The sequence below is a fragment of the Protofrankia sp. CiT1 genome, from assembly GCF_917627335.1.
GTDB lineage: Bacteria > Actinomycetota > Actinomycetes > Frankiales > Frankiaceae > Protofrankia.
Genome location: NZ_CAKJTP010000016.1, coordinates 1 through 19366, shown reverse-complemented (window position 1 = coordinate 19366; position 19366 = coordinate 1). Strand labels below are relative to the sequence as shown.

17 protein-coding genes are annotated in these 19366 nt (G+C 67.8%); 12 read left to right on the top strand and 5 right to left on the bottom strand.

Going from position 1 to position 19366, the window contains the following annotated elements; translation table 11 throughout:
* Positions 1-30 precede the first annotated feature (30 nt).
* The 3 genes from MJ785_RS04840 (at position 31) to MJ785_RS04830 (ending at position 2841) form a co-directional block, all read left to right on the top strand.
* Complete coding sequence (locus tag MJ785_RS04840; RefSeq protein ID WP_239333923.1) at positions 31-1071, top strand: NAD-dependent epimerase/dehydratase family protein; 1041 nt, start codon at positions 31-33, stop codon at positions 1069-1071.
* A 195-nt stretch (positions 1072-1266) separates the two neighbouring features.
* The gene (locus tag MJ785_RS04835; protein WP_239380102.1) at positions 1267-2538 is read left to right on the top strand and encodes a lysophospholipid acyltransferase family protein; all 1272 of its coding nucleotides are present in this window, start codon (positions 1267-1269) and stop codon (positions 2536-2538) included.
* 81 nt (positions 2539-2619) lie between these two features.
* Positions 2620-2841: a hypothetical protein gene (locus MJ785_RS04830; RefSeq protein WP_239380101.1), complete on the top strand. Its 222-nt coding sequence runs from the start codon at positions 2620-2622 to the stop codon at positions 2839-2841.
* Positions 2842-2942: 101 nt separating this feature from the next.
* Here MJ785_RS04830 and MJ785_RS04825 read toward each other — a convergent pair whose 3' ends face one another.
* Entirely contained in the window at positions 2943-3845 is a 903-nt protein-coding gene (locus tag MJ785_RS04825; protein WP_239310904.1) for an HAD family phosphatase, read from the bottom strand.
* Positions 3846-4531: 686 nt separating this feature from the next.
* Positions 4532-5257, bottom strand: a complete 726-nt coding sequence (locus MJ785_RS04820; RefSeq protein ID WP_239380100.1) for a sigma-70 family RNA polymerase sigma factor — start codon at positions 5255-5257, stop codon at positions 4532-4534.
* A 531-nt stretch (positions 5258-5788) separates the two neighbouring features.
* Here MJ785_RS04820 and MJ785_RS04815 point away from each other — a divergent pair.
* The 7 genes from MJ785_RS04815 (at position 5789) to MJ785_RS04785 (ending at position 12959) form a co-directional block, all read left to right on the top strand.
* Positions 5789-6070 carry a glutaredoxin family protein gene (locus tag MJ785_RS04815; RefSeq protein WP_239310902.1) on the top strand — a complete coding sequence of 94 codons (282 nt, stop codon included), beginning with the start codon at positions 5789-5791 and terminating at the stop codon, positions 6068-6070.
* Between the two features lie 206 nt (positions 6071-6276).
* A complete protein-coding gene (locus MJ785_RS04810; protein WP_239310901.1) occupies positions 6277-7143 on the top strand; it encodes a redox-sensing transcriptional repressor Rex in 867 nt (288 codons plus the stop codon).
* A complete protein-coding gene (locus MJ785_RS04805) occupies positions 7140-8591 on the top strand; it encodes a glutamyl-tRNA reductase (RefSeq protein ID WP_239310900.1) in 1452 nt (483 codons plus the stop codon). The genes MJ785_RS04810 and MJ785_RS04805 overlap by 4 nt, the downstream gene beginning before the upstream one ends.
* On the top strand, positions 8588-9640 hold the full coding sequence (gene hemC, locus MJ785_RS04800; protein WP_239310899.1) for a hydroxymethylbilane synthase: 1053 nt from the start codon (positions 8588-8590) through the stop codon (positions 9638-9640). Before MJ785_RS04805 ends, hemC begins: the two co-directional genes overlap by 4 nt.
* Before the next feature lie 2 nt (positions 9641-9642).
* On the top strand, positions 9643-11481 hold the full coding sequence (locus tag MJ785_RS04795) for a uroporphyrinogen-III synthase (protein ID WP_239310898.1): 1839 nt from the start codon (positions 9643-9645) through the stop codon (positions 11479-11481).
* Positions 11478-12503 carry a porphobilinogen synthase gene (gene hemB, locus MJ785_RS04790; RefSeq protein WP_370651626.1) on the top strand — a complete coding sequence of 342 codons (1026 nt, stop codon included), beginning with the start codon at positions 11478-11480 and terminating at the stop codon, positions 12501-12503. Before MJ785_RS04795 ends, hemB begins: the two co-directional genes overlap by 4 nt.
* Positions 12504-12815: 312 nt before the next feature.
* Positions 12816-12959, top strand: a complete 144-nt coding sequence (locus MJ785_RS04785; RefSeq protein ID WP_239310897.1) for a hypothetical protein — start codon at positions 12816-12818, stop codon at positions 12957-12959.
* A gap of 375 nt (positions 12960-13334) precedes the next feature.
* Here the strand turns inward: MJ785_RS04785 and MJ785_RS04780 are convergent, their stop codons facing one another.
* Genes MJ785_RS04780 through MJ785_RS04770 form a run of 3 tightly spaced genes read right to left on the bottom strand, consistent with a single transcriptional unit; the run spans position 13335 to position 17267 of the window.
* Complete coding sequence (locus MJ785_RS04780; protein ID WP_239310896.1) at positions 13335-14366, bottom strand: PHB depolymerase family esterase; 1032 nt, start codon at positions 14364-14366, stop codon at positions 13335-13337.
* Between the two features lie 19 nt (positions 14367-14385).
* Positions 14386-15720 carry an acyltransferase gene (locus MJ785_RS04775; protein WP_239380099.1) on the bottom strand — a complete coding sequence of 445 codons (1335 nt, stop codon included), beginning with the start codon at positions 15718-15720 and terminating at the stop codon, positions 14386-14388.
* Positions 15717-17267, bottom strand: coding sequence for an AMP-binding protein (locus MJ785_RS04770; protein ID WP_239380098.1), 1551 nt, complete (start codon positions 17265-17267; stop codon positions 15717-15719). Before MJ785_RS04770 ends, MJ785_RS04775 begins: the two co-directional genes overlap by 4 nt.
* A 255-nt stretch (positions 17268-17522) precedes the next feature.
* Here MJ785_RS04770 and MJ785_RS04765 point away from each other — a divergent pair, with 255 nt between their 5' ends.
* Entirely contained in the window at positions 17523-18326 is an 804-nt protein-coding gene (locus MJ785_RS04765; protein WP_239380097.1) for a phosphosulfolactate synthase, read from the top strand.
* A complete protein-coding gene (locus tag MJ785_RS04760; protein WP_239348039.1) occupies positions 18310-18711 on the top strand; it encodes a VOC family protein in 402 nt (133 codons plus the stop codon). Before MJ785_RS04765 ends, MJ785_RS04760 begins: the two co-directional genes overlap by 17 nt.
* Positions 18712-19366 lie beyond the last annotated feature (655 nt).

The window sequence follows — 19366 nt, the reverse complement described above, 5'->3', positions numbered from 1 at the left end:
GACGTCGGGATCGGGCAGGGGGCGACCAGAATGCGACCGCGTTGTGTGCTTGTCACCGGTGTTTCCCGACCCCTCGGCGCGCAGGTCGCGAGTGTCTTTGCGGCTGATCCGGAGATCGAGAATGTGATCGGGGTGGATACCATACCACCGCATGGCGATCTCGGGTGTACGCAGTTTGTCCGCGCGGACATCCGTAATCCGTTGATCGCGAAGGTCATCGGCGCCGCCGCGGTCGACACCGTGCTTCATCTGAATGTCATCGCGACTCCGCTCGGTGCCGGGGGCCGGAGCGCGATGAAGGAAATCAACGTCATCGGCACCATGCAGCTGCTTGCGGCCTGCCAGAAGGCGCCGAGCGTTACAAAGGTGATCGTCAAGTCCACTACCACAATTTACGGATCGTCGCCCCGGGATCCGGCTTTGTTCACGGAAGAAATGGAACCGCGTGCTCTTCCCCGCGGTGGTTATAGCAAGGACGCCTTCGAGGTGGAGGGATACGTCCGAGGCTTCAGCCGGCGCCGGCCGGATGTCACTGTCAGCGTGCTGCGTTTCACGAACATCGTCGGCCCCGGAATTGACAGCCCGTTGACCCGTTACCTCGAGCTACCGGTTGTCCCGACGGTGCTCGGGTTTGACCCGCGCCTGCAGCTGTTGCACAGTGAGGACGCGCTCGGTGTGCTGACGAGGGCCGCGATCGAGGATCATCCCGGCACGTTCAACGTGGCGGGGGACGGCGTCCTCCTGCTGTCCCAAGCGGTACGGCGCGCGGGGCGGGCGCCGCTGCCGGTGCCGTCACCCGCCGTGGTGACGCTGGGAAACCTGGTTCGCCGGTCCCGGCTGCTGGACTTCTCCGCGGAGCAGCTCGGCTTCCTCGCGCACGGCCGTGCTGTCGATACGACCCGTTTGAAGCAGGTATTCGGCTATGTCCCGAGATTCACGACGCTGGAGACATTCGACGACTTTGTACGAGATCGCCCGATGCGTTTCGCGATCGACCGTGAGACTGTTATCCGGGTCGAACGCGGCTTGTTGGGCGTACTGGCGCGGCGCAGGCTTGTCGGGACGTCGTGACCCGGAGCCGCCCGCGGCGGTAGCCGTGCGGCGGGCGACGTCGGCTGCCGGGGACGGTGGCCGCCAGGGTCCGTGGTGGGCGACGGTCGCATGGTCATGTTTTTTCGGTCTGGCTCGGCAGGCGCATCTCAACGGCTGAGGAACCCTGGCAGCCCGCGGGCGCGGGGCAGGTCTGGTGAAAAGGCGGTCACTGGTGTGAGCGAAGCGCGGATCATCCAGCTTGGGAGTAAGGACGGGCGTGCCAGGACGGGGGCTGCCGCGCAGCGGCGTTCCCGGCAGCAGGGCCCGTCGGGCGTCGACCGGGGCGGCGAGACGGTCCCGGTTGAGGACGAGCCGATTGCCGACGTGCTTGCGACCGAGCGCATGACCGCGGCCGGCAATCCCCACCCGGACCCGGACCCAGCCGAGGCAGACCGGGCCAAGACAGACCCGGTTGGTGAGGATCACGTCACGCCTGGTCGGAACGGGTCCGCGCGCGGCGCCCGGGACGGTGGTGGGGAGCTGACGGCCGCGCCGCGGGAGCCGGCCGCGCCGCGGGAGCCGGCCGCGGGCGGCGAGAGCGATCCGGCGGGAGACTTGGGTATGGCCCCCGCATCGATGCTGCCCGCCGAACCGTTGGCCGATGCGGGCAGCCTCGAGCAGGCTCTCGCGGGTTTCCTCGCGTTTTTGCGGCGACGGATCACTGGCGACTACGTGGTCGACGAGCACGGCTTCGACGAGGATCTTACCGAGAACGTCATCGCGCCGTTGCTCCGGCCGATCTACCAGAACTACTTCCGGGTCGAGACCCGGGGGCTGGAGAACGTTCCGGACACCGGTGGCGCGCTCATCGTGGCCAACCATTCGGGTACGGTGCCGCTGGACGCGATGATGACCGCGCTGGCAATCATGGACCATCATCCGGCCCATCGACACCTGCGGATGCTCGCCGCGGATCTGGTGTTCGCCGTCCCGTTTCTCGCGCCGGTCGCACGCAAGACGGGTAACACCCTGGCCTGCCAGCCGGACGCGGAACGGCTGCTTGCGGGCGGCCACCTGGTCGGGGTGTGGCCGGAAGGCTTCAAGGGAATCGGGAAACCGTTCAGCGAGCGGTACAAGCTCCAGCGCTTCGGTCGTGGCGGGTTTGTCTCGGCCGCTTTGCGAGCCGGGGTCCCCATTATTCCCTGCACCATCGTCGGAGCCGAGGAAATTTATCCCATGATTGGGAATCTCCGGATGCTGGCCCGGCTGCTCGGGCTGCCCTACCTGCCGATCACCCCCACCTTTCCCTGGTTTGGGCTGTTCGGGCTGCTGCCTCTTCCGTCGAAATGGCTCATCGAGTTCGGTGAGCCCGTGGACACCGAATCGCTGACCCCGGCGGCGGCCGAGGACCCGATGTTGGTGTTCGAACTCACCGATCGTATCCGGGAGACGATCCAACATTCTCTCTACGGACTCCTGATGCAGCGTCGATCGGTATTCTTCTGACACATGACGACTGCGGACCGACCTCGCGCTCATGGTTTTTCCCAGGCGACCGGACGTTTCAGGGGATCCAGGCGGACGTGGGTGGCCCGCTGTTTCGTACTCGTTTACCTGCTGTCAGTAACCGCCGTGGTTGGTCTGCTGGCCGCGGTCGATGATGTTTTTCTGGCGAGCTGGCTGGCCGCGCTCGAGCTGGCCTCGGTTGTGACCATCGTTGTCGTGACCCGTGGCACGCCGCCCAGCCCGCCGCGGGCCACCCGGCTCGGTACGCCGAAAGATCCCGGTATGCCGAGTGGCCGTCGCTGACGACGCTGTCGGTTGTGGCTGTGGTAACGGTCAGTACGGCGGCGGCGGATGGCGGATGGCGGATGACAGGTGGCGGGCGGTGGGAGTGCCCGCGGCCAGGGTCAGCCGGCCGCGTCGCTGTATCGACGGCGCAGCGCCATGCCGGCTGCGACACTTCCGGCCAGCGCCCCCATACCGGCCGCTGTGGGCACTCCGATACGGGCGGCCTTGCGCGCGGTACGAAAGTCCTTGATCGGCCAGTCGCGTTCGCGGGCGACGGCCTTCAGGTCAGGGTCTGGGTTGATTGCCACGGGATGGCCGACCAGCGACAGCATGGGCAGATCGTTGATGGAGTCCGAATACGCCCAGCACCGGGACAGATCCAGCTGCTCGCGTTCGGCCAGGGCCTGCACCGCGGCTGCCTTGGCCGGCCCGTGTAGTGGATCACCGACGAGATGGCCGGTATAACGCCCGGCCGCGACCTGGCTGACCGTTCCGAGCGCACCGGTGAGGCCGAGCCGCCTGGCGATGACAGCCGCCAGCTCGACCGGTGTGGCGGTGACGAGCCACACGCGTTGGCCTGCGTCGAGGTGCTGCTCGGCCAGCGCGCGAGTACCCGAGTAGATGCGCTCCGCCATCCGCTCGTCGTAGATCTCTTCGCCGAAGCGGACGATCTCGGCGACTTCGCGGCCGGCGACGAAGGCGAGTGCGGTCTCCTTGACGTCGCGCATCCCATCGGTGTTCTCCAGCCCTCGGACCCGGTAGGTCACGTGCTGCCAGCCGAACTTCAGCAGCTCCCGGGACTGGAAGAAGTCGCGCGCGGCAAGCCCGCGGGCGAAGTAGAAGATGGACGCTCCCATCATCATGGTGTTGTCCACATCGAAGAAGGCGGCCGCGGTCGGGTCGGGTGGCGCCTTGGCCGCGGACTCGGCGGCCGCCTTGAGCGCCGCGGTCGCGGCTGCTTCGGCATCGGCTCTGCGGGCGCGGTCGTCAGCTGTCCGTACCGGGCGTGATCGAAACCGCATCGTGATCTCCTGGACGTCCACGGCCCACGGGAGGGCCACGCTGTCACTGCGACCTGGGAAGCGTACGGTGCGCTGCGGCTGTGCGGCGGCACTCGGCGCCGGCCGTCGCCAGGTTCCCAGCAGCTGTTGGACGACATCGACGCCGCCGATGATCCGTCCCGTGGCGTTACGGCGTGTTCCGGAAGTCGTCGTGCAATCAGGGAGCCGCGTTCAGGCGGTTCCTGGCAAGGCCGCGGGCCACACCGGTACCGGATGAGCTGTATCGGTGTCGCCGAGAACGCGGCCAGGGGCCGCCTGGGCGTGGTGAGCCGGACAGATGGCTTTTGGGACACGCCCTGGATGGCGCGATATTCACGGCGGGCTGCTGCGGGATCTCGGCTTCGCGCGCTGTGGTTCTGGCCCCGGCGGGCGCGCCGCACGGGCCGCGGACACACCCCGAACTCGGCACTCAGCAAGGCCGGATTCAGCTACAGGCGGAGATCGGAGTTTCGGCGATCAAATATCACCTGCGCGTAGCCGATATTAAAAAGATCTTTTTTATGCTGTCGGTGACCCCCTTGGAGCGATGTGTACCCTGTACCCCCAAACTAGCCAGCAGGATGGGACGGGTCGCAACGACCGTTTGAACTCGCCCGGTTCCCGCTGGATGCTGGATGCATGACGAAACCGATCCGGCGGGGCCGGGCCTACGGGGTGGTATCCGCCGCGAAATAGCGGGCCAGGGACCGGACAGCCCGGTATTGAAGTGCCTTGACCGCGCCTTCGTTCTTGCTCATCGCCAATGCTGTCTCCCGTACGGAGAGCCCCTCCAGGAAGCGCAGCACGACGCATTCCCGCTGCTCGGGGTTGAGGGCCTGGACGGCGTCGAGCAGCTCCCTGTTCGTGACGCCGGCCAGGACCGACTCCTCCGGCCCGGAGACAAGCTGCGTGTCCGCGGCCGCCAGGATGTCATCGGTGGGGAACTCCATGCGGGTCCGGCGTGACTTTTTGTGGTCAATTATCAGGTTCCGGGCGATTGTGATGAACCATGCGCCGATGTCATGGCCCTGCCAGGTGAAGGTCCTGATGCCGCGCAGCGCGCGCAGAAACGTCTCGCTGACGATGTCCTCGGCCATCGCCCGGCTGCCGACCCGGTAGAACACATAGCGGAAGACCAGCTCCAGGTAGGAGTCATACAGCCGGCCGAAGGCCTCGTTATCCCCCTCCTGCGCGCGGCGCACGAGATCGGTGATGTCCGTTTCTGGCTGCGGGGCATGCTGGGATGGCGGTGGATCGGCCAGCTCGGAGGCATGGTGACCGCCATGGTGATCCGGGGATGCCGGCCGGATGCCGGACGGGCTGGCCGATCCCCCCGCGGCCGAGCTGGCCCGTAGCGGCCCGCCCAGCATGGCCGCGTGCGGGGTGTTCGCCATCGATGAGATCTCGGCACGCAGCGAGGCCAGGCCGATGGGGCCGGGAGCAGGGCACGACCAGGACCGGTTCATGGCGGGGATCCGCGCATGAACCGCAGCGGGGCCCGTGGCCGTCCACGTCCCCGGTATGCCTGGGACAGGGCGGCGGGCATACTGGCTCCGAAGGATCAACGAGGCTGAGTGAGGTAACGAGGCTGAGCGAGGTAGAGCGTGACCCGTTCAGGCCCGGGATCATCCGGACGCCCGTCGCATCGGGGCGGCCTGGCCGGAAAAGGCGCGATCATGGTTTTCTCGCGCCTCCGGCGACGACCATCAGGGACCCTGGACAGCCGAGTCTAGCTAACGATCCGGTACCAGGCGTGCATGGCAAGGTGAAGATGTGTGGTTGTCCCATGCGTCACGAGGAAGTGCCTTTGTGATTAGGTCGTGTTATTTAGAAAGATCCGCCTTGCCGGGGCGGGGCCTGACAGCCCGGGGCCTGACAGCCGGAGTGGCGTTACGGGCCGGCGCGGCCCGAGCTGGTGCCCTGCCGTGAGCGGCCAGCGGGGAAGCGTCCGGATCACCCTGGTGACCCGGGCCGGCTGCCATCTCTGTGAGGACGCGCGAATCGCGGTCGCTCGGGTGGCCGATGATGTCGGGGCCGGCTGGCAGGAGGTCGATGTCGATACGCGGGCTGATCTGCTCGATGCTTACGGTGACCGGGTGCCGGTGATTCTTGTGGATGGCCGGGAGCATGGGTATTGGCGGGTCGAGGAGGCGCGTCTTCGGCGTGCGTTGACCGGCGGTCGCTGGGGATGGTCTTCCCGCGCATAGCCGCCGACGATGTGCGGGCCCCGGGCTCGCTGGCGGGTCGCCGGCCGGCTGAGCACAAGATCACATCAACTTCGTGAACGCCTTCACGAAGTCGTAAACTCACCCGGACAGTCGTCTACCGGCGTCGTTCGACCGTGCAGCACCGCGAGGGGCGGACGGCAGGCGCCGCCGGCAGCCGGGCGCCTCAAGCGGTGCGGGAGTCGTACATGACTGAGCTTCGCCGGGCAGTGTCGGCCGTCCGTGCTCGCTCGCCAGTGCCAGCGGCAACAGTCGCCAGACTTCCGCTCTACCTGCGGGTTCTTACCTCGCTCGCCGACCGGGGGGTGCATACGGTGTCGTCCGAGACGCTCGCTTCAGCGGCCGGCGTGACCTCGGCGAAGGTGCGTAAGGATCTGTCTCATCTTGGTTCGTACGGAACGCGTGGCGTCGGTTACGGTGTGGCTCTTCTCCTTGGCCGCATCGCCGCTGAGCTCGGCCTGACCGAGGACCGTTCGGTGCTGCTGGTCGGGGTCGGCAATCTCGGCCACGCGCTCGCGGGATACGGCGGGTTCCAGTCCCGGGGGTTTCGCGTGGTCGCGTTACTTGACGTGGATCCCTGCCGGATCGGCGAATCGATCGGCGGCGTTGTGGTGCGTCCCCTCGACGAGCTGGAGGCCCTTGTCGAGGGGAATCAGGTCACCATCGGCGTGATCTGCACACCGGCGGCCGCCGCGCAGGCTGTCTGTGACCGTCTTGTCGCCGCAGGGGTCACAAGCATTCTCAATTTCGCGCCGATCGTGCTGTCGGTACCGGTGGGAGTGGACGTGCGTAAGGTTGATCTTGCAGTGGAACTGCAGATTCTCTCGTTTCACGAGGCCCGGAAACGCCCCGTTTGCGCAACGGATGACCGTGCTGTAAAAGACGACCTTGCCGTGAGGGACGACGTGGGCGCACCCGTCAGCGGCGCCGGCGGCCAGGGCGAGCCCGTCGATTCCCGGATCGTGCTCATGACCCGCACCCCCGCCGAGCCGACACCGCGGCGCACCCGTGGTGGCAGCCCGTTTGTGGGTACCACCGGAGGGGACGGAGCATGAGCCTGCTTGCCGTGGGGCTCAATCACCGGACGGCACCGACGTCCATCCTGGAGATGGCTGCCGTCACCGATGACGATGTCCCGAAGGTGCTCCGCGATCTGTGCCAGGCCGCGTGCGTCGCCGAGGCCGTGGTGCTGTCGACCTGTAACCGCACCGAGATCTACGCCGAGGTGGAGACCTTCCACGGTGGCGTCGCGGACGTGTCCGACCAGCTCACCCGGATCACCGGGACAGAACTGTCGGATCTTGCTCCGCACCTGTACGTCCATCATGAGGCGCGGGCTGTGAGCCACCTGTTCTCGGTCGTCTGTGGCCTCGATTCGATGCTGGTGGGGGAGGCGCAGATCCTCGGGCAGGTGCGCGCGGCCTTCCGGGCGGCCCAGCTTGAGGCCAGCGCCGGAGCCACCCTCGGCGGTCTGTTCCAGACGGCGTTGCGCGTGGGCAAGCGTGCGCACAGCGAGACCGAGATCGGTTCGGCTGGAGCATCGATCGTCTCGGTGGGGATACACATGGCCGCGGCCGGGTGGCAGGCGATGGCGACCGTCCAGCCCGGCTTGGCGGGCACGACGGGGAGCGCGTCGGCGCCCGGGCCCACGCTGGGTGCCAGGTCGCTGGATGCCGCGGATCGGGTGGCGCCGGCCGGCACGTTGCCCGTGATCGACATGCCCGCGATCGACGCGCTTGCCGGCCGTCGGGTCCTGCTGGTGGGAGCGGGGGCCGTGGGATCTCTGGCTGCGGCGGTGGCGCGGCGGGCAGGCGCGGCCGATCTCGTGGTCGCGAACCGCACCCCGGCACGAGCTCGACGAATAGTCGAGGCCTACGCGGCTGAGCTGGTCGGGCTCACGCAGGTGGCGCTGGAGCTGGACCGGGCCGACCTGGTGATCACGTCGACAGGGGCGGCCGGGCTTATCCTGACCCGCCAGACGATCGCCGAGTCGATGGCCCGCAGGGGAGGGCGGCCGCTGGTTCTGCTGGACCTCGCTCTTCCCCGGGACGTCGACGTGACCGTTTGTGATCTTCCGGGCGTCACCCTGATCGATCTCGACACCCTGCGGACCGCCCTCGACGGGCGGCAGGTTGCCAGCGACGTCGAGTCGGTACGGGCGCTGGTGGCCTCCGAGGTCGGCGCCTATCTTGATCGATGTCGTGCGCACCGCGTCGCGCCGACTGTCGTGGCGCTTCGGGCGCAGGCCGCCGCTGTCGTCCGCGATGAGCTCGACCGGCTGCAGACCCGCCTGCCAGATCTTTCTCCCCGGGACCGGGCGCTGGTGGAGGGGACGGTGCGGCGGGTGGCGGACAAGCTGTTGCATGCGCCGACCGTGCGGGTGCAACAGCTCGCCGCGTCCCCTGGGGGCGACACCTATGCCGAGGCACTGCGTGAGCTGTTCGACCTCCCTCGGGAAGCGCCGGCCGTCGTATCCGCACCTGATCTACGAGAGGCACCATGACGAGCGGGAAGCTCCGGCCGGGTCGGACAGCGGGCGCTGGGCCCGTCCTGGGCGGCGATGGGCGGGGGGATGTGCTGCGGCTGGGCACGCGGGGCTCGGCGCTGGCCATCGCGCAGTCCGCCACGGTGGCGGGCTGGCTGCGGGAACGGCTGGGCCGCCAGGTCGAGCTGGTGCGCATCGTGACCGCTGGAGACAGCTCCCAGGAGGCGATCAGCCAGCTCGGCGGGACTGGCGTATTCGTGAGCGCGCTGCGCGAAGCGCTGGTGGCCGGCAAAATTGATCTTGCCGTCCACTCGCTGAAGGATCTGCCGACGGCGACACCGGACGGACTTGTGATCGCGGCCGTTCCGCCGCGCGCGGATCCCCGTGATGTCATCGTCGCGCCGAGCGGCCGGATGCTGGCCGAGTTCGGGCCCGGGACCAGGGTTGGTACCGGCTCGCCCCGGCGGGCGGCGCAGCTGCGGGCCCTCGGGCTCGGGCTGAATGTCGTCCCGATCCGAGGTAATGTCGATACCCGAATAAAGAAGGCGATCGACGGAGCGGTCGACGCGGTTGTGCTCGCCCATGCCGGGCTGGACCGGCTGGACCGGCTGGACGCGGTGACCGAGGTGCTGGATGCGGATGTGATGCTGCCAGCCGCTGGGCAGGGTGCGCTGGCGATCGAGTGCGTGGGTGATCCTGACGCCCTTGACGGCATTGTCAATCGGGTTGACCTGTACCGACGTGAAGGCACTCTCGCCGAGCTGCTACGGTTTGCGCTGGACGACCCACTGTCGCGCACTGCTGTCGCTGCCGAGCGTGCTTATCTGGCTGCCATCGAGGCCGGTTGTAGCGCACCGGTCGGCGCTCTTGCCGACGTTGCGGTGACGCCCGATGGAGCAATGGCCGCCGGTGCCATCCGGCTACGGGCGGTGGTTGCGTCGCCGGAGGGGAACGGTGTTCTCCGGCGCGTGGTCACCGGGCCCGCTGACCACCCGGAGGCGCTGGGAGAGCGCCTCGCGGACGAGATGTTGTCCGCTGGAGCACAGACGTTGATGGGAAATTTCTGATCATGGCCACCCGCCGCACGAAGAAGCCCCTGATCCCAGTCGCTCTCGTTGGAGCCGGCCCGCGCGATCCTGACCTGCTGACCGTTCTCGCCACGGAGACGCTGGCCGCCGCCGATTCGGTAATCGTTGATCCCGATGTCGCTGCTGAGATTGTCGCGAAGCTTCCCGGCGAGGTGCTGCGTATCGGCGATTCCGCACTGGTGAAACCAATCATGGACGCGGACGCGGCAACCGCCGCGGTCGTCGCGCGGGCCCGGGCGGGGGAACGGGTCGTCCGGCTGTACGCGTCGGATCCATGGCTCACCGGGATCGGTGCCGCCGACGCGCAGGCGCTGGCCAAGGCCAAGATTCCCTTCCGGGTGGTGCCCGGGATCCTGACCGGCGCCGCGGTCGCCGCCTACTCGGGGGTCGCCCCCGGGCTTCCGGTCACCTTCGCGAGCACGGCGGGAGTGTTCTCCGCCAGCGGGGTGCAGCCGACCATCGCCCCGTCGGCGGACACCCCGGGTATGGCGTTGGGCGCGGCGACGTACGGGGCCAGCCGCCTCGGCGGGCGTGGCCTGGCCGACCTGGGTGGTTCCGGCGTGGGTGGTTCCGGCGTGGGTGGAACGGCGCTCGGTGGTCCGGGCCTGACGGCGCCACCGCTGGGCGCGTCGCTCGGGATCGGCGGGATCGGCGCGGGCCTGGGGCTCACGGGCGCGCCCGGCGCGAACATCGACTGGGTCTCCCTCGCGCAGGCACCCGGCACCCTGGTGATGACGGCGGTCTCGAACGAGGTCGGCAAGGTCGCGGCGGCGCTTGTCGAGCAGGGCCGACCGGGCGACACACCCGTCGCTGTGACGGTGGACGGCACCACCACCGACCAGCGGACGGTTTCCTCGACGCTGGACCGGATCGAGGCCGATGCGGCGCCCGTCATCGCGAACGCACCCTGTGTCGTGATGGCGATCGGGGCCGCGGTCGCGGCCCGGGGCAAGCTGTCCTGGTGGGAGTCGCGGGCACTGTTCGGCTGGACGGTTCTGGTGCCGCGGACCAAGGAGCAGGCGGCCATCCTTTCGGATCTGTTGCGCTCGCACGGCGCGAGCCCGCTGGAGGTGCCGACGATCGCGGTGGAACCACCGCGGACAGCCGCCCCGATGGAGCGCGCGATCACCGGCCTGGTGTCCGGCCGTTACCAGTGGGTCGCCTTCACCTCTGTCAACGCGGTCCGTGCCGTCCAGGAGAAGGTCGAGGAACGCAGCCTGGACGCCCGCGCGTTTGCCGGTGTCAAGGTGGCCGCGATCGGTGAGGCGACCGCGGACGCGCTGCGTGCCTTCGGCATCCGGCCAGATCTTGTTCCTTCCGGCCAGCAGTCCAGTGAGGGGCTGCTGGCGGACTGGCCCGAGTACGACGACGTGTTCGACCCGCTCGACCGGGTGCTGCTGCCCCGGGCCGACATCGCTACCGAGACGCTGGTCGCGGGTCTGAAGGACCGGGGCTGGAACGTCGACGACGTCACGGCCTACCGCACGGTGCGCGCCGCGCCGCCGCCGGCTCCGATCAGGGAGGCGCTCAAGGGCGGTCGGGTGGATGCCGTGGTGTTCACGTCCTCCTCGACCGTGCGCAACCTGGTCGGGATCGCCGGCAAGCCGCACGAGACCACCGTGATCGCGGTGATCGGACCGCAGACCGCGGCCACCGCGGCCGAGCTGGGTCTGCGGGTCGACGTCCAGGCGGCAGAGGCGACCATCCCGTCGCTGGTGCAGGCGCTGGCGGACTTCGCCGCCGAGCACCGTGAGGAACTGGGCAAGGTCGGTCCGCTCGCCGCCCGGCTGCCCAAGGCCCGGCGTGGTTCCCGGCGGTGACCGGGCTGCCGGGCGCTGCTGATCATATCGTTGGTGATCGCGTCGCCTTCCCGCTGGCCCGGTCCCGCCGGCTGCGCCGCGGCGCGGCCCTGCGCCGGTTGGTGTCCGATGTGCGGTTGCATCCGGCCGACCTCGTGCTTCCGCTGTTCGTCAAGGAGGGCATCGACGCCCCGACGCCCATCGCCTCGATGCCTGGTGTCGTGCAGCACACCCGGGAGTCGCTGCGCAAGGCCGCGTCCGAGGCGGCTCGGGCCGGCGTCGGCGGGTTGATCCTCTTCGGCATCCCCGCGAACAAGGACGGGCGTGGTTCGGCCGCGGATGATCCGTCTGGCATCGTGCAGCTGGCCCTTGCCGATCTTGTCGCCGAGGTCGGTGGCGACATTGTGATCATGACGGACCTGTGCCTGGACGAGTACACCGACCACGGCCACTGCGGTCTGCTGACCGAGGACGGCGAGGTCGACAACGACGCGACTCTGGCGCGGTACGGCTCGATCGCGCTGGCTCAGGCCCATGCGGGTGCTGAGGTGGTCGCGCCGAGCGGAATGATGGACGGCCAGGTGGGCGCGATTCGCGTGGCACTCGACGCGGGCGGGTACTCGGAGATACCGATCCTTGCCTACTCGGCGAAGTACGCCTCGGCCTTCTACGGCCCCTTCCGGGACGCGGCCGAGTGCACGCCGCGCTTCGGGGACCGTGCCGGCTACCAGCAGGACCCGGCCCGCTCGGCCGGTGAGGCACTGCGCGAAGTCGCCCTCGACCTCATCGAGGGCGCGGACGCCGTGATGGTGAAGCCGGCGTTGGCCTATCTCGATGTTGTGGCGGCGGTCGCCGCCGCTGTGGACGTGCCGGTTGCCGCCTACCAGGTGTCCGGCGAGTACGCGATGGTTGAGGCCGCGGCGGCGAACGGCTGGATCGACCGGGAGCGCGCCATCACCGAGACATTGACGGCTGTCCGCCGGGCGGGCGCGGACATCATCCTGACGTACTGGGCGACCGAGGTGGCCCGGCGCCTGCGTTGATCCGTCCGGGCCACTTCCTGGCGGCTCCGTTCCTGCCGGGCTCAGAGCGTCCGGCAACAGGGGAGTGGGTCAACGAGCGGGGCTGGGGTCCGTGCATCCGTGCATCCGTGCATCGCGAGGCGGCGCGGGGAGCCACCGGAGGTGTTGGGTGGCGACCGATGAGCCGGGGTACCCGTGCATCGCGCAGCGATGGACGGGGAGCGATGACGCGAGGCGCGTGCCCTGGCCCCATCCCTGGACGAACGTGTCCTCACGGCTGCACGGGCGGCGGCGACGGCCAAGGGGGTCAGCCTGTCGGCCTGGATGTCACAGGTGATCGATCACCACATCGGCATCCAGGAGGGCCTTGCGGCCGTCCGTGAGTACGAAGCCGAGCACGGCCCCATCCCCCCGGACGCGCTGCGGCGGGCCGACGAGATTCTCGATCGGCTCGGAGTCGGGAGAAGATCCCGATGACGGAGGAGGAAGGTGGAGTCACGTACGACACCGGCACCCTTCTGGCGGCTGAAGCGGGTGATCGTGAGATGTGGGCGCTGCATCGGCGGATCCTGGAACGTGAGGTTCGTCCGGTCATTTCTCCGCGCCAAGCGAAATGCTGGCCGGCCGTATTCTGATCGGAATTTTCGTTTCTCATCTCGATACGTACTAAAGGGAATCTAGGCTACTGGACTTTAGCACGTGCCCTGACCTGCTATATTGCGATTGCCTTCGGTCCAGTAACCCCATTTCGGATTAGTAGCCAGCTGAAAATCATGTGATCATGAATGGCTCGTATCCCGCAGTCCCAGGGTGCGCGGCCTGAGTAGGTGCCCGATATCCGTCGAGCCGCAGTCACCCTGGTCCATGGGTGGCGCGAGCGACCGTGGCGGCGGGTGGGTTTGGCGGGGCCGGTACGTCCGGCAGACCGGTGAAGAAATCCCAGATGACGGTGGCGGCGCTGGCCGCGGCCGCTACCCGCGGCTGAGCCGGCCAGGCATGCGGTAGATCGTGATAAATGACGGTGGCAACCGCGGTGTGGTTCCGGCATTCGCGCCATGTCAGGATCTCGGCCGGGCCCACTCGGCCTGTCGTCGTCGGCCGTGCCGAGCAGCCGTCCCGATCATGCCAGAGCTGGACGGCCGCGGCCACCGACATCAGCGGTGGCCGGGCCAGCCGCGTTCCCTGGTAGGGAAGCACCTGGTCGGCGGTGCCGGCGGCGAGCAGCACCGACACCGCGCCCCCCTGCGCGCACGGCACCAGCGGGACCGCTCCGTAGGTCGCGATCCCGGCGAACGCCGCAGGGTCCTCACAGGCCATCCGGAGGGCGAGCTTCCCACCGTTGCTGTAGCCGACGAGGTAGATGCGGCTCGTGTCGATCTGCTCTCCGTGCAGCACCGCGGCAACCACGTTGTGCACGAAGGCCGGGTCGTCCGGCCGTGAACGGCCCGCCGTTCCGCAACAATCGCCGCCGGCGTTCCAGGACAGGCCGAGGCCCGTGGGTACGGCAAGGATCGCGCGGCCTTCGGCCACGAGCGGAGCGAGCCCACTCAACGACACCATCGCGGCTGGCGTCAGCCCGCGGCCGTGCAGAAGTATCACCAAGGGCAGCCGGCCAACGGATTGAACCGGCCGCAGCAACAGGTAGATGCGTCGCAATCCATTTACCGTGATCGTTCTTGTGCTCTGGTTCATCAGCGTCTGGGCGGCGGTTCTGACGGTGCCGGTTTCACGTCGCGACGGCGAAGGCGACTGGCTGGAGGCGGCCGAGATGCTTATCGTGGCCGGTTTTGTGTGGCCCGCACGAGCGATGAGTTCTGTCAGCGTCACGAAGAGCAGCATCGCTGCCAGGGTGGCCAGGAGGAGTTTCTTGCGCCGGAAGGTCATCGTCCGGCCGGGCCGGCTGTTACTGATCGGAGGATCGGATCGCGGGCGCGAGAGAACGTGGTCGCGTCGATGCCGTTGGCGCGGGAACCGAGGGCCGCTTCGGGCCGGTCTTCGCGCCGGTGCGCCTTGGTCGTCGCCGGGGCCGGCCGGATACCGCCAGGCTCAGCGGCGTGGGCCGGCAGAGCGCAACCACCGCCGCCGACAGGAACAGCGTCGCTGACATCGCCGACAAGGTCGACCACGGCGGGGGAAGTGTGCGAGGAAGGAGAGCCAGCACACCCGGCAGGATGGCCGGATGGACGAGATAGATGCCGAAGGACAGCTCCGAACCCCTGCGCATGAGCGAGTCCAGACGTCCTGGCCGCCGTTTGCGTTCCCATATCGCGCCCAGGGCGAACAGGGCCATGATGCTCGTTACCCCCCATGGCACCATAATGGGCTGAAAGACCGATGCGGCGTCAAATGGTGCTTGTCCATGGTGGCGTGCGATCGTGTAGCAGAGCTCGGCGGCGCCCGCGGCCAGCGCCGCGCTCAGCATCGTGAGCACGATGTGCCGGCTCATCCAGTCACGGAAGCGATCGCCGTGGACCGCGGCCAGCGCACCGGCGACAAGCCAGAACTGGTACATCGCGAACAGCTCGTGGCAGTGCTGTTCCAGTATGCCGGCCACCCCGGGCCACGGCCGGCCGTAGCGGACCTCCGCCAGAGTCGCGATCTGGAGCAGGGCGCTTCCTGCCAGTAGCTGCCAATGGTAGCCGGCCGTGCGGCGCACAAGACGCGCCAGCAGCGGGTACAGCAGGTACACCTGCAGCGTGACCAGTAGGAAGTACATGTGGTACCAGGCATCACCGGTGATTAAGTCGTAGCCGAGAGTGCGTGCGGAGGCGGATATCTGACCGTCGGCAAGTTGCCGTACCAGCACCGGGCTGGCATAGGCGACGGTCCAGACCACATAGGGCACTCCGACGAGCAGGAAACGACGCCGCCAGAACCGGCCCAACGCGAGCGGCCGGTCGTAATGGGTGTGGAACAGCACGAAGGTGGTGAGGAAGAAGAACGCCTCACGGGTGAAGTGCAGCAGCATGAGTGCCGCGTTGCCGCCGACGCTCTGGAACGGGTTCGTGCCGCCCGTCGTGTGGACGCCGACCACCGCGACAAAGGTCAGCAGACGGACCAGGTCGACGTCGTGAAGATGCGCCCGCCGGCTGGCGGCGGCTGTACTGCCGATCAGCGGCCCCGGTTCCGCTGGCCCTGTTGGGGCCGCTTCCGCTCCCGCTGGCGCCGTTCGGGGCCGGTGGAGGGCGTCCGGCGCCTCGGTGGCGGCCCGTACCGGGCTGGATGTCGCTGTCGTCATGAGAGTCCGTTCGTACAGCCGAGCCGGTCGCGCAGCCGTCGGCTTCCATCGAGGCGGCTGCCGGCGAGCCGCCGCATCACCTTGCCGGTGGGCCCGACCGGCAGCGCGTCGACAAGGTCGATGGTGACGGGACGTTTGAAACGGTCCAGCGCTGACTCACAGCGGGCGGCCAAGTCGGCGGCGAGGCCCTCGCCGGCCCCGGTGGCCGGTACCACCAGCGCAACCGGCGTCTGTCCGAGGACCGGATCGGGGCGGCCGACAACCACGGCCGCGCTGACTCGGGGATCGGCCAGGAGGACTTCCTCGACCTCCCGCGGGAAGATTTTCTCGCCACCTCTGTTAATCACATCGTCGGTGCGGCCGACCAGGAACAGGTACCGATCTGTGTCGAGGTACCCCAGGTCGCCGGTATCCAGCCAACCGTGGACGTCGATCCGTTCGTTGCCCGCCTCGCCCACATACGCTCTGATCACTCCTGCGCCGCGGATCTGGACATGACCGGTGACACCCGCGGGGCATTCCTGCCCGTCCTCGTCGACCACGCGTACCTCGGTGGCGACCGGTAGCCCGACCGAGCCGGCCTTGCGTACTCCCCGCAGCGGATTGGCCGTTATCTGGCTGGCCGCCTCGGTCATGCCATAGGTCTCCAGCACCTCGATGCCGGTGGCCTGCTCGAACGCGTGCAGCACCGCGACAGGCAACGCCGCCGACGCGGACCGGACAAAACGCACCCTGGTCGAACGCGCCTGCCCAGCATCCGGATCACGGGCGAGGATCGTCACCATGGCCGGCACGGCGTTGATCCAGGTCACGTTGTGCTCGACGATCCGCCGCCAGAATCCCCGCCGGTGGAAGCGCGTGTCCAGCACCATCGCGCCGCCCGCGACCAGGGTGGCGAGCAGCCCCACCACCTCGGCGTTGACGTGGAACAGAGGCAGCGGGCAGAAACCGATGTCGGCACGGGTGAGGGCGTGGTGGCCGGCCACCGCGTGCGCGACGTGGCTGAGCTGCGCCTCAGCCAGGAAGATCTGTTTGGCGGTACCCGTGGTACCTGAGGTGGACAACAGCACACCACCGTCACCCCCCGGAGCCACACCGTGGTAGCCGGTCCGAGCTGGGCACGGGGCGATCTGCTGGACGCCAGCTGCTGGGGGCAGGCCCTGGTCTGTGACCACCGCGGCGGGCCGGGCCAGGGCAAGTATCCGCCGCAGCTCCGCCGGGGGAGCGCTCGGGCTCAGCGGGACGGCGTGGCGCCCGCTGGTGATAGCCGCGAGGTAGGCGGTGGCGAAGTCCACCGGGTCGGAGACGGCGATTGCCACCCGCTGCCCAGGCCGACAGCCGGCGCGGTCGAGTTCCGACCACCAGTCACGTATCGTCGTGTTGAGTTCACCGTAGCGCAGGCTGTGGCCACTGCCCGCATCCGTGAGAAAGACGCGATGGGGATGATCTCGGCTGCGAGCCTCCACCAGATCGATCATGCGGTGGCGGCCCGCGGACGACCGCTTTTCTAGATCCATCGAACGAGGATTGCCAAGGACAGCAGGCACGCTCGCATCCTTCTCGAACAACGTTAACGAAACCCCGGAACTCGATGAGAGCTTACTGATGGATCCGTCGACAGGTCATGATTACCCGACCGGTAGGATTACGCTGTCCACCCGATCTTTTCAGTAAGCTCACAGGCGGCGTTAAAGGCGTTTTCATGTAGTGGGAGAAGGGTGGGGTGGCATTTGGCGCGCGTGGTGATTTCGCCCCGCCTGCCGGATCCCCGATCGGCGAGTACCGCTCCAGGAGGCCGCAGTATGATCATCAGTGCTCTCGCGCTGCCCGCGCGCCAGTCGAAACCGCGTTCCCGTGGAATTACCTTGGTGATCGACAATGGCTTGCCGACCGGCTACTTCTGTGATGCTGTTGTCAGCTTTAGTGATCATATCGACCTCGTGAAGTTCGGGTGGGGCACCTCGCTCGTGACAGCCGGCCTCGCGAACAAGATCAATTGTCTGCGCACTCTGGGTATCGATTTCTTCTTCGGTGGCACCTTGTTCGAAAAGCATATTCTGCAGAACCGTTTTGACGATTTCCGGGGACTGTGCCACGAGCAGGGCTGCCGGTATGTGGAGGTGTCGAACGGGACGATCGACCTTGGCGTCGAGGAGAAAGCGAGTTACGTTTCCAAGCTCGCCGACGAGTTCATCGTGCTGAGCGAGGTCGGGTTCAAGGACGCCGAACGTTCCGAGCGCCAGTCACCGTCCCGGTGGCTCGCGGCGATCCGGACCGATCTGCATGCCGGCGCTCATCTGGTGATTCTGGAAGCCCGCGAGAGCGGCACCAGCGGCATCTGCCGGCCAGACGGGCAGTTGCGGTTCGGCCTGATCGAGGACATCCTGGATTCCGACGTGCCAGTGGATCGACTTGTGTTCGAGGCTCCCACCAAGATCCTGCAGACCCACTTCATCCGCCGGGTCGGTCCGGAGGCCAATCTCGGGAACGTACACGCGGCCGACATCGTGGGCCTGGAGACGCTGCGGCTCGGGCTCCGGTCGGACACGCTGCTGGCCTTCGAGCCGGCGGGCGAACAGGGAGCGAACCGTGCGGAACACCGCTGATACCTTTCACCTCGCCATACCCGTGACAGACCTGGCGCTGGCCGAGCGGTTCTACGTCGATCTGCTCGGCTGCCGGCTCGCCCGCCGCTATGCCGACCGGATCACGCTTGACTTCTTCGGCGACCAGCTTGTCTGCCACCTCAGCCCCGATTATGAACCGGGCGAGCTGGCGTTGTACCCGCGCCATTTCGGCGTGACATTCCGGGACGGTGCCGACTTCGACGCGCTCCTGCGCCTGATCGAACTGCGTAAGGTGCCGGTCTTCCAGTGCGAACAGGTACGTTTCGCCGGGCTGGTCGAACAGCATCGGACCGTGGTGCTGCGCGACCCTGCGGATAACCTGCTTGAGTTCAAACATTATGTTGACCCGCGGATGATGTACTGATCCTCGGGATGGCGTGTCGTCGGCTTTTGTCACACTAAATTGATCATGATTACTGGCTGCGCCTGATGGCGGGCATACCTCGGTGGGCTCCGTTGCCAGCCGGTCGGTTGCCCGTGCCCGCCATCATGGTGGCGTGTCGCGTCCTGTTACGGTCCGCGGTTTGGCGGTTTCAGAACGCAGCTCAAGCGCGGTTGGCCTTGCTTGCCGTCCCTGAGAGCGCGTTTGAGATCGTCATTCCGGCTCGCCGCGTCCAGGCGCCCCCTGGCCGCGTTGTCGGCCGAACCGATACAACTCATCCGGTATCGCTTCGGCCTTCTGCCTTGCCAGGGGGCGCCTGGACGCGGCTCACTGATCGAAAGCCCGATCTCAAACACGCTCTGAGGCACGTGGACTCGACCGGCATTTGGAGCGGTCCGCCAACTGACTCGTCTCCGCGGGCATCGCTGCGTGTGTGCTCCGGCCTTGATCTTTCGCTGAGGTGGCGGACTCGTCCCCTTGGTCACAATCTAGCCATTCTGGTCATGCTCTCCTGGTCATGAACACAGTTGCGGCTGCGGCTGCGGCTATCGTGGCGCCGGGCGCCGGGCGCCGGTGGGTTGCGCCCCTGTCGTCGGGCCGGCGTGGTGGAGCCCATGGCGACCGGGCTAATATTCGT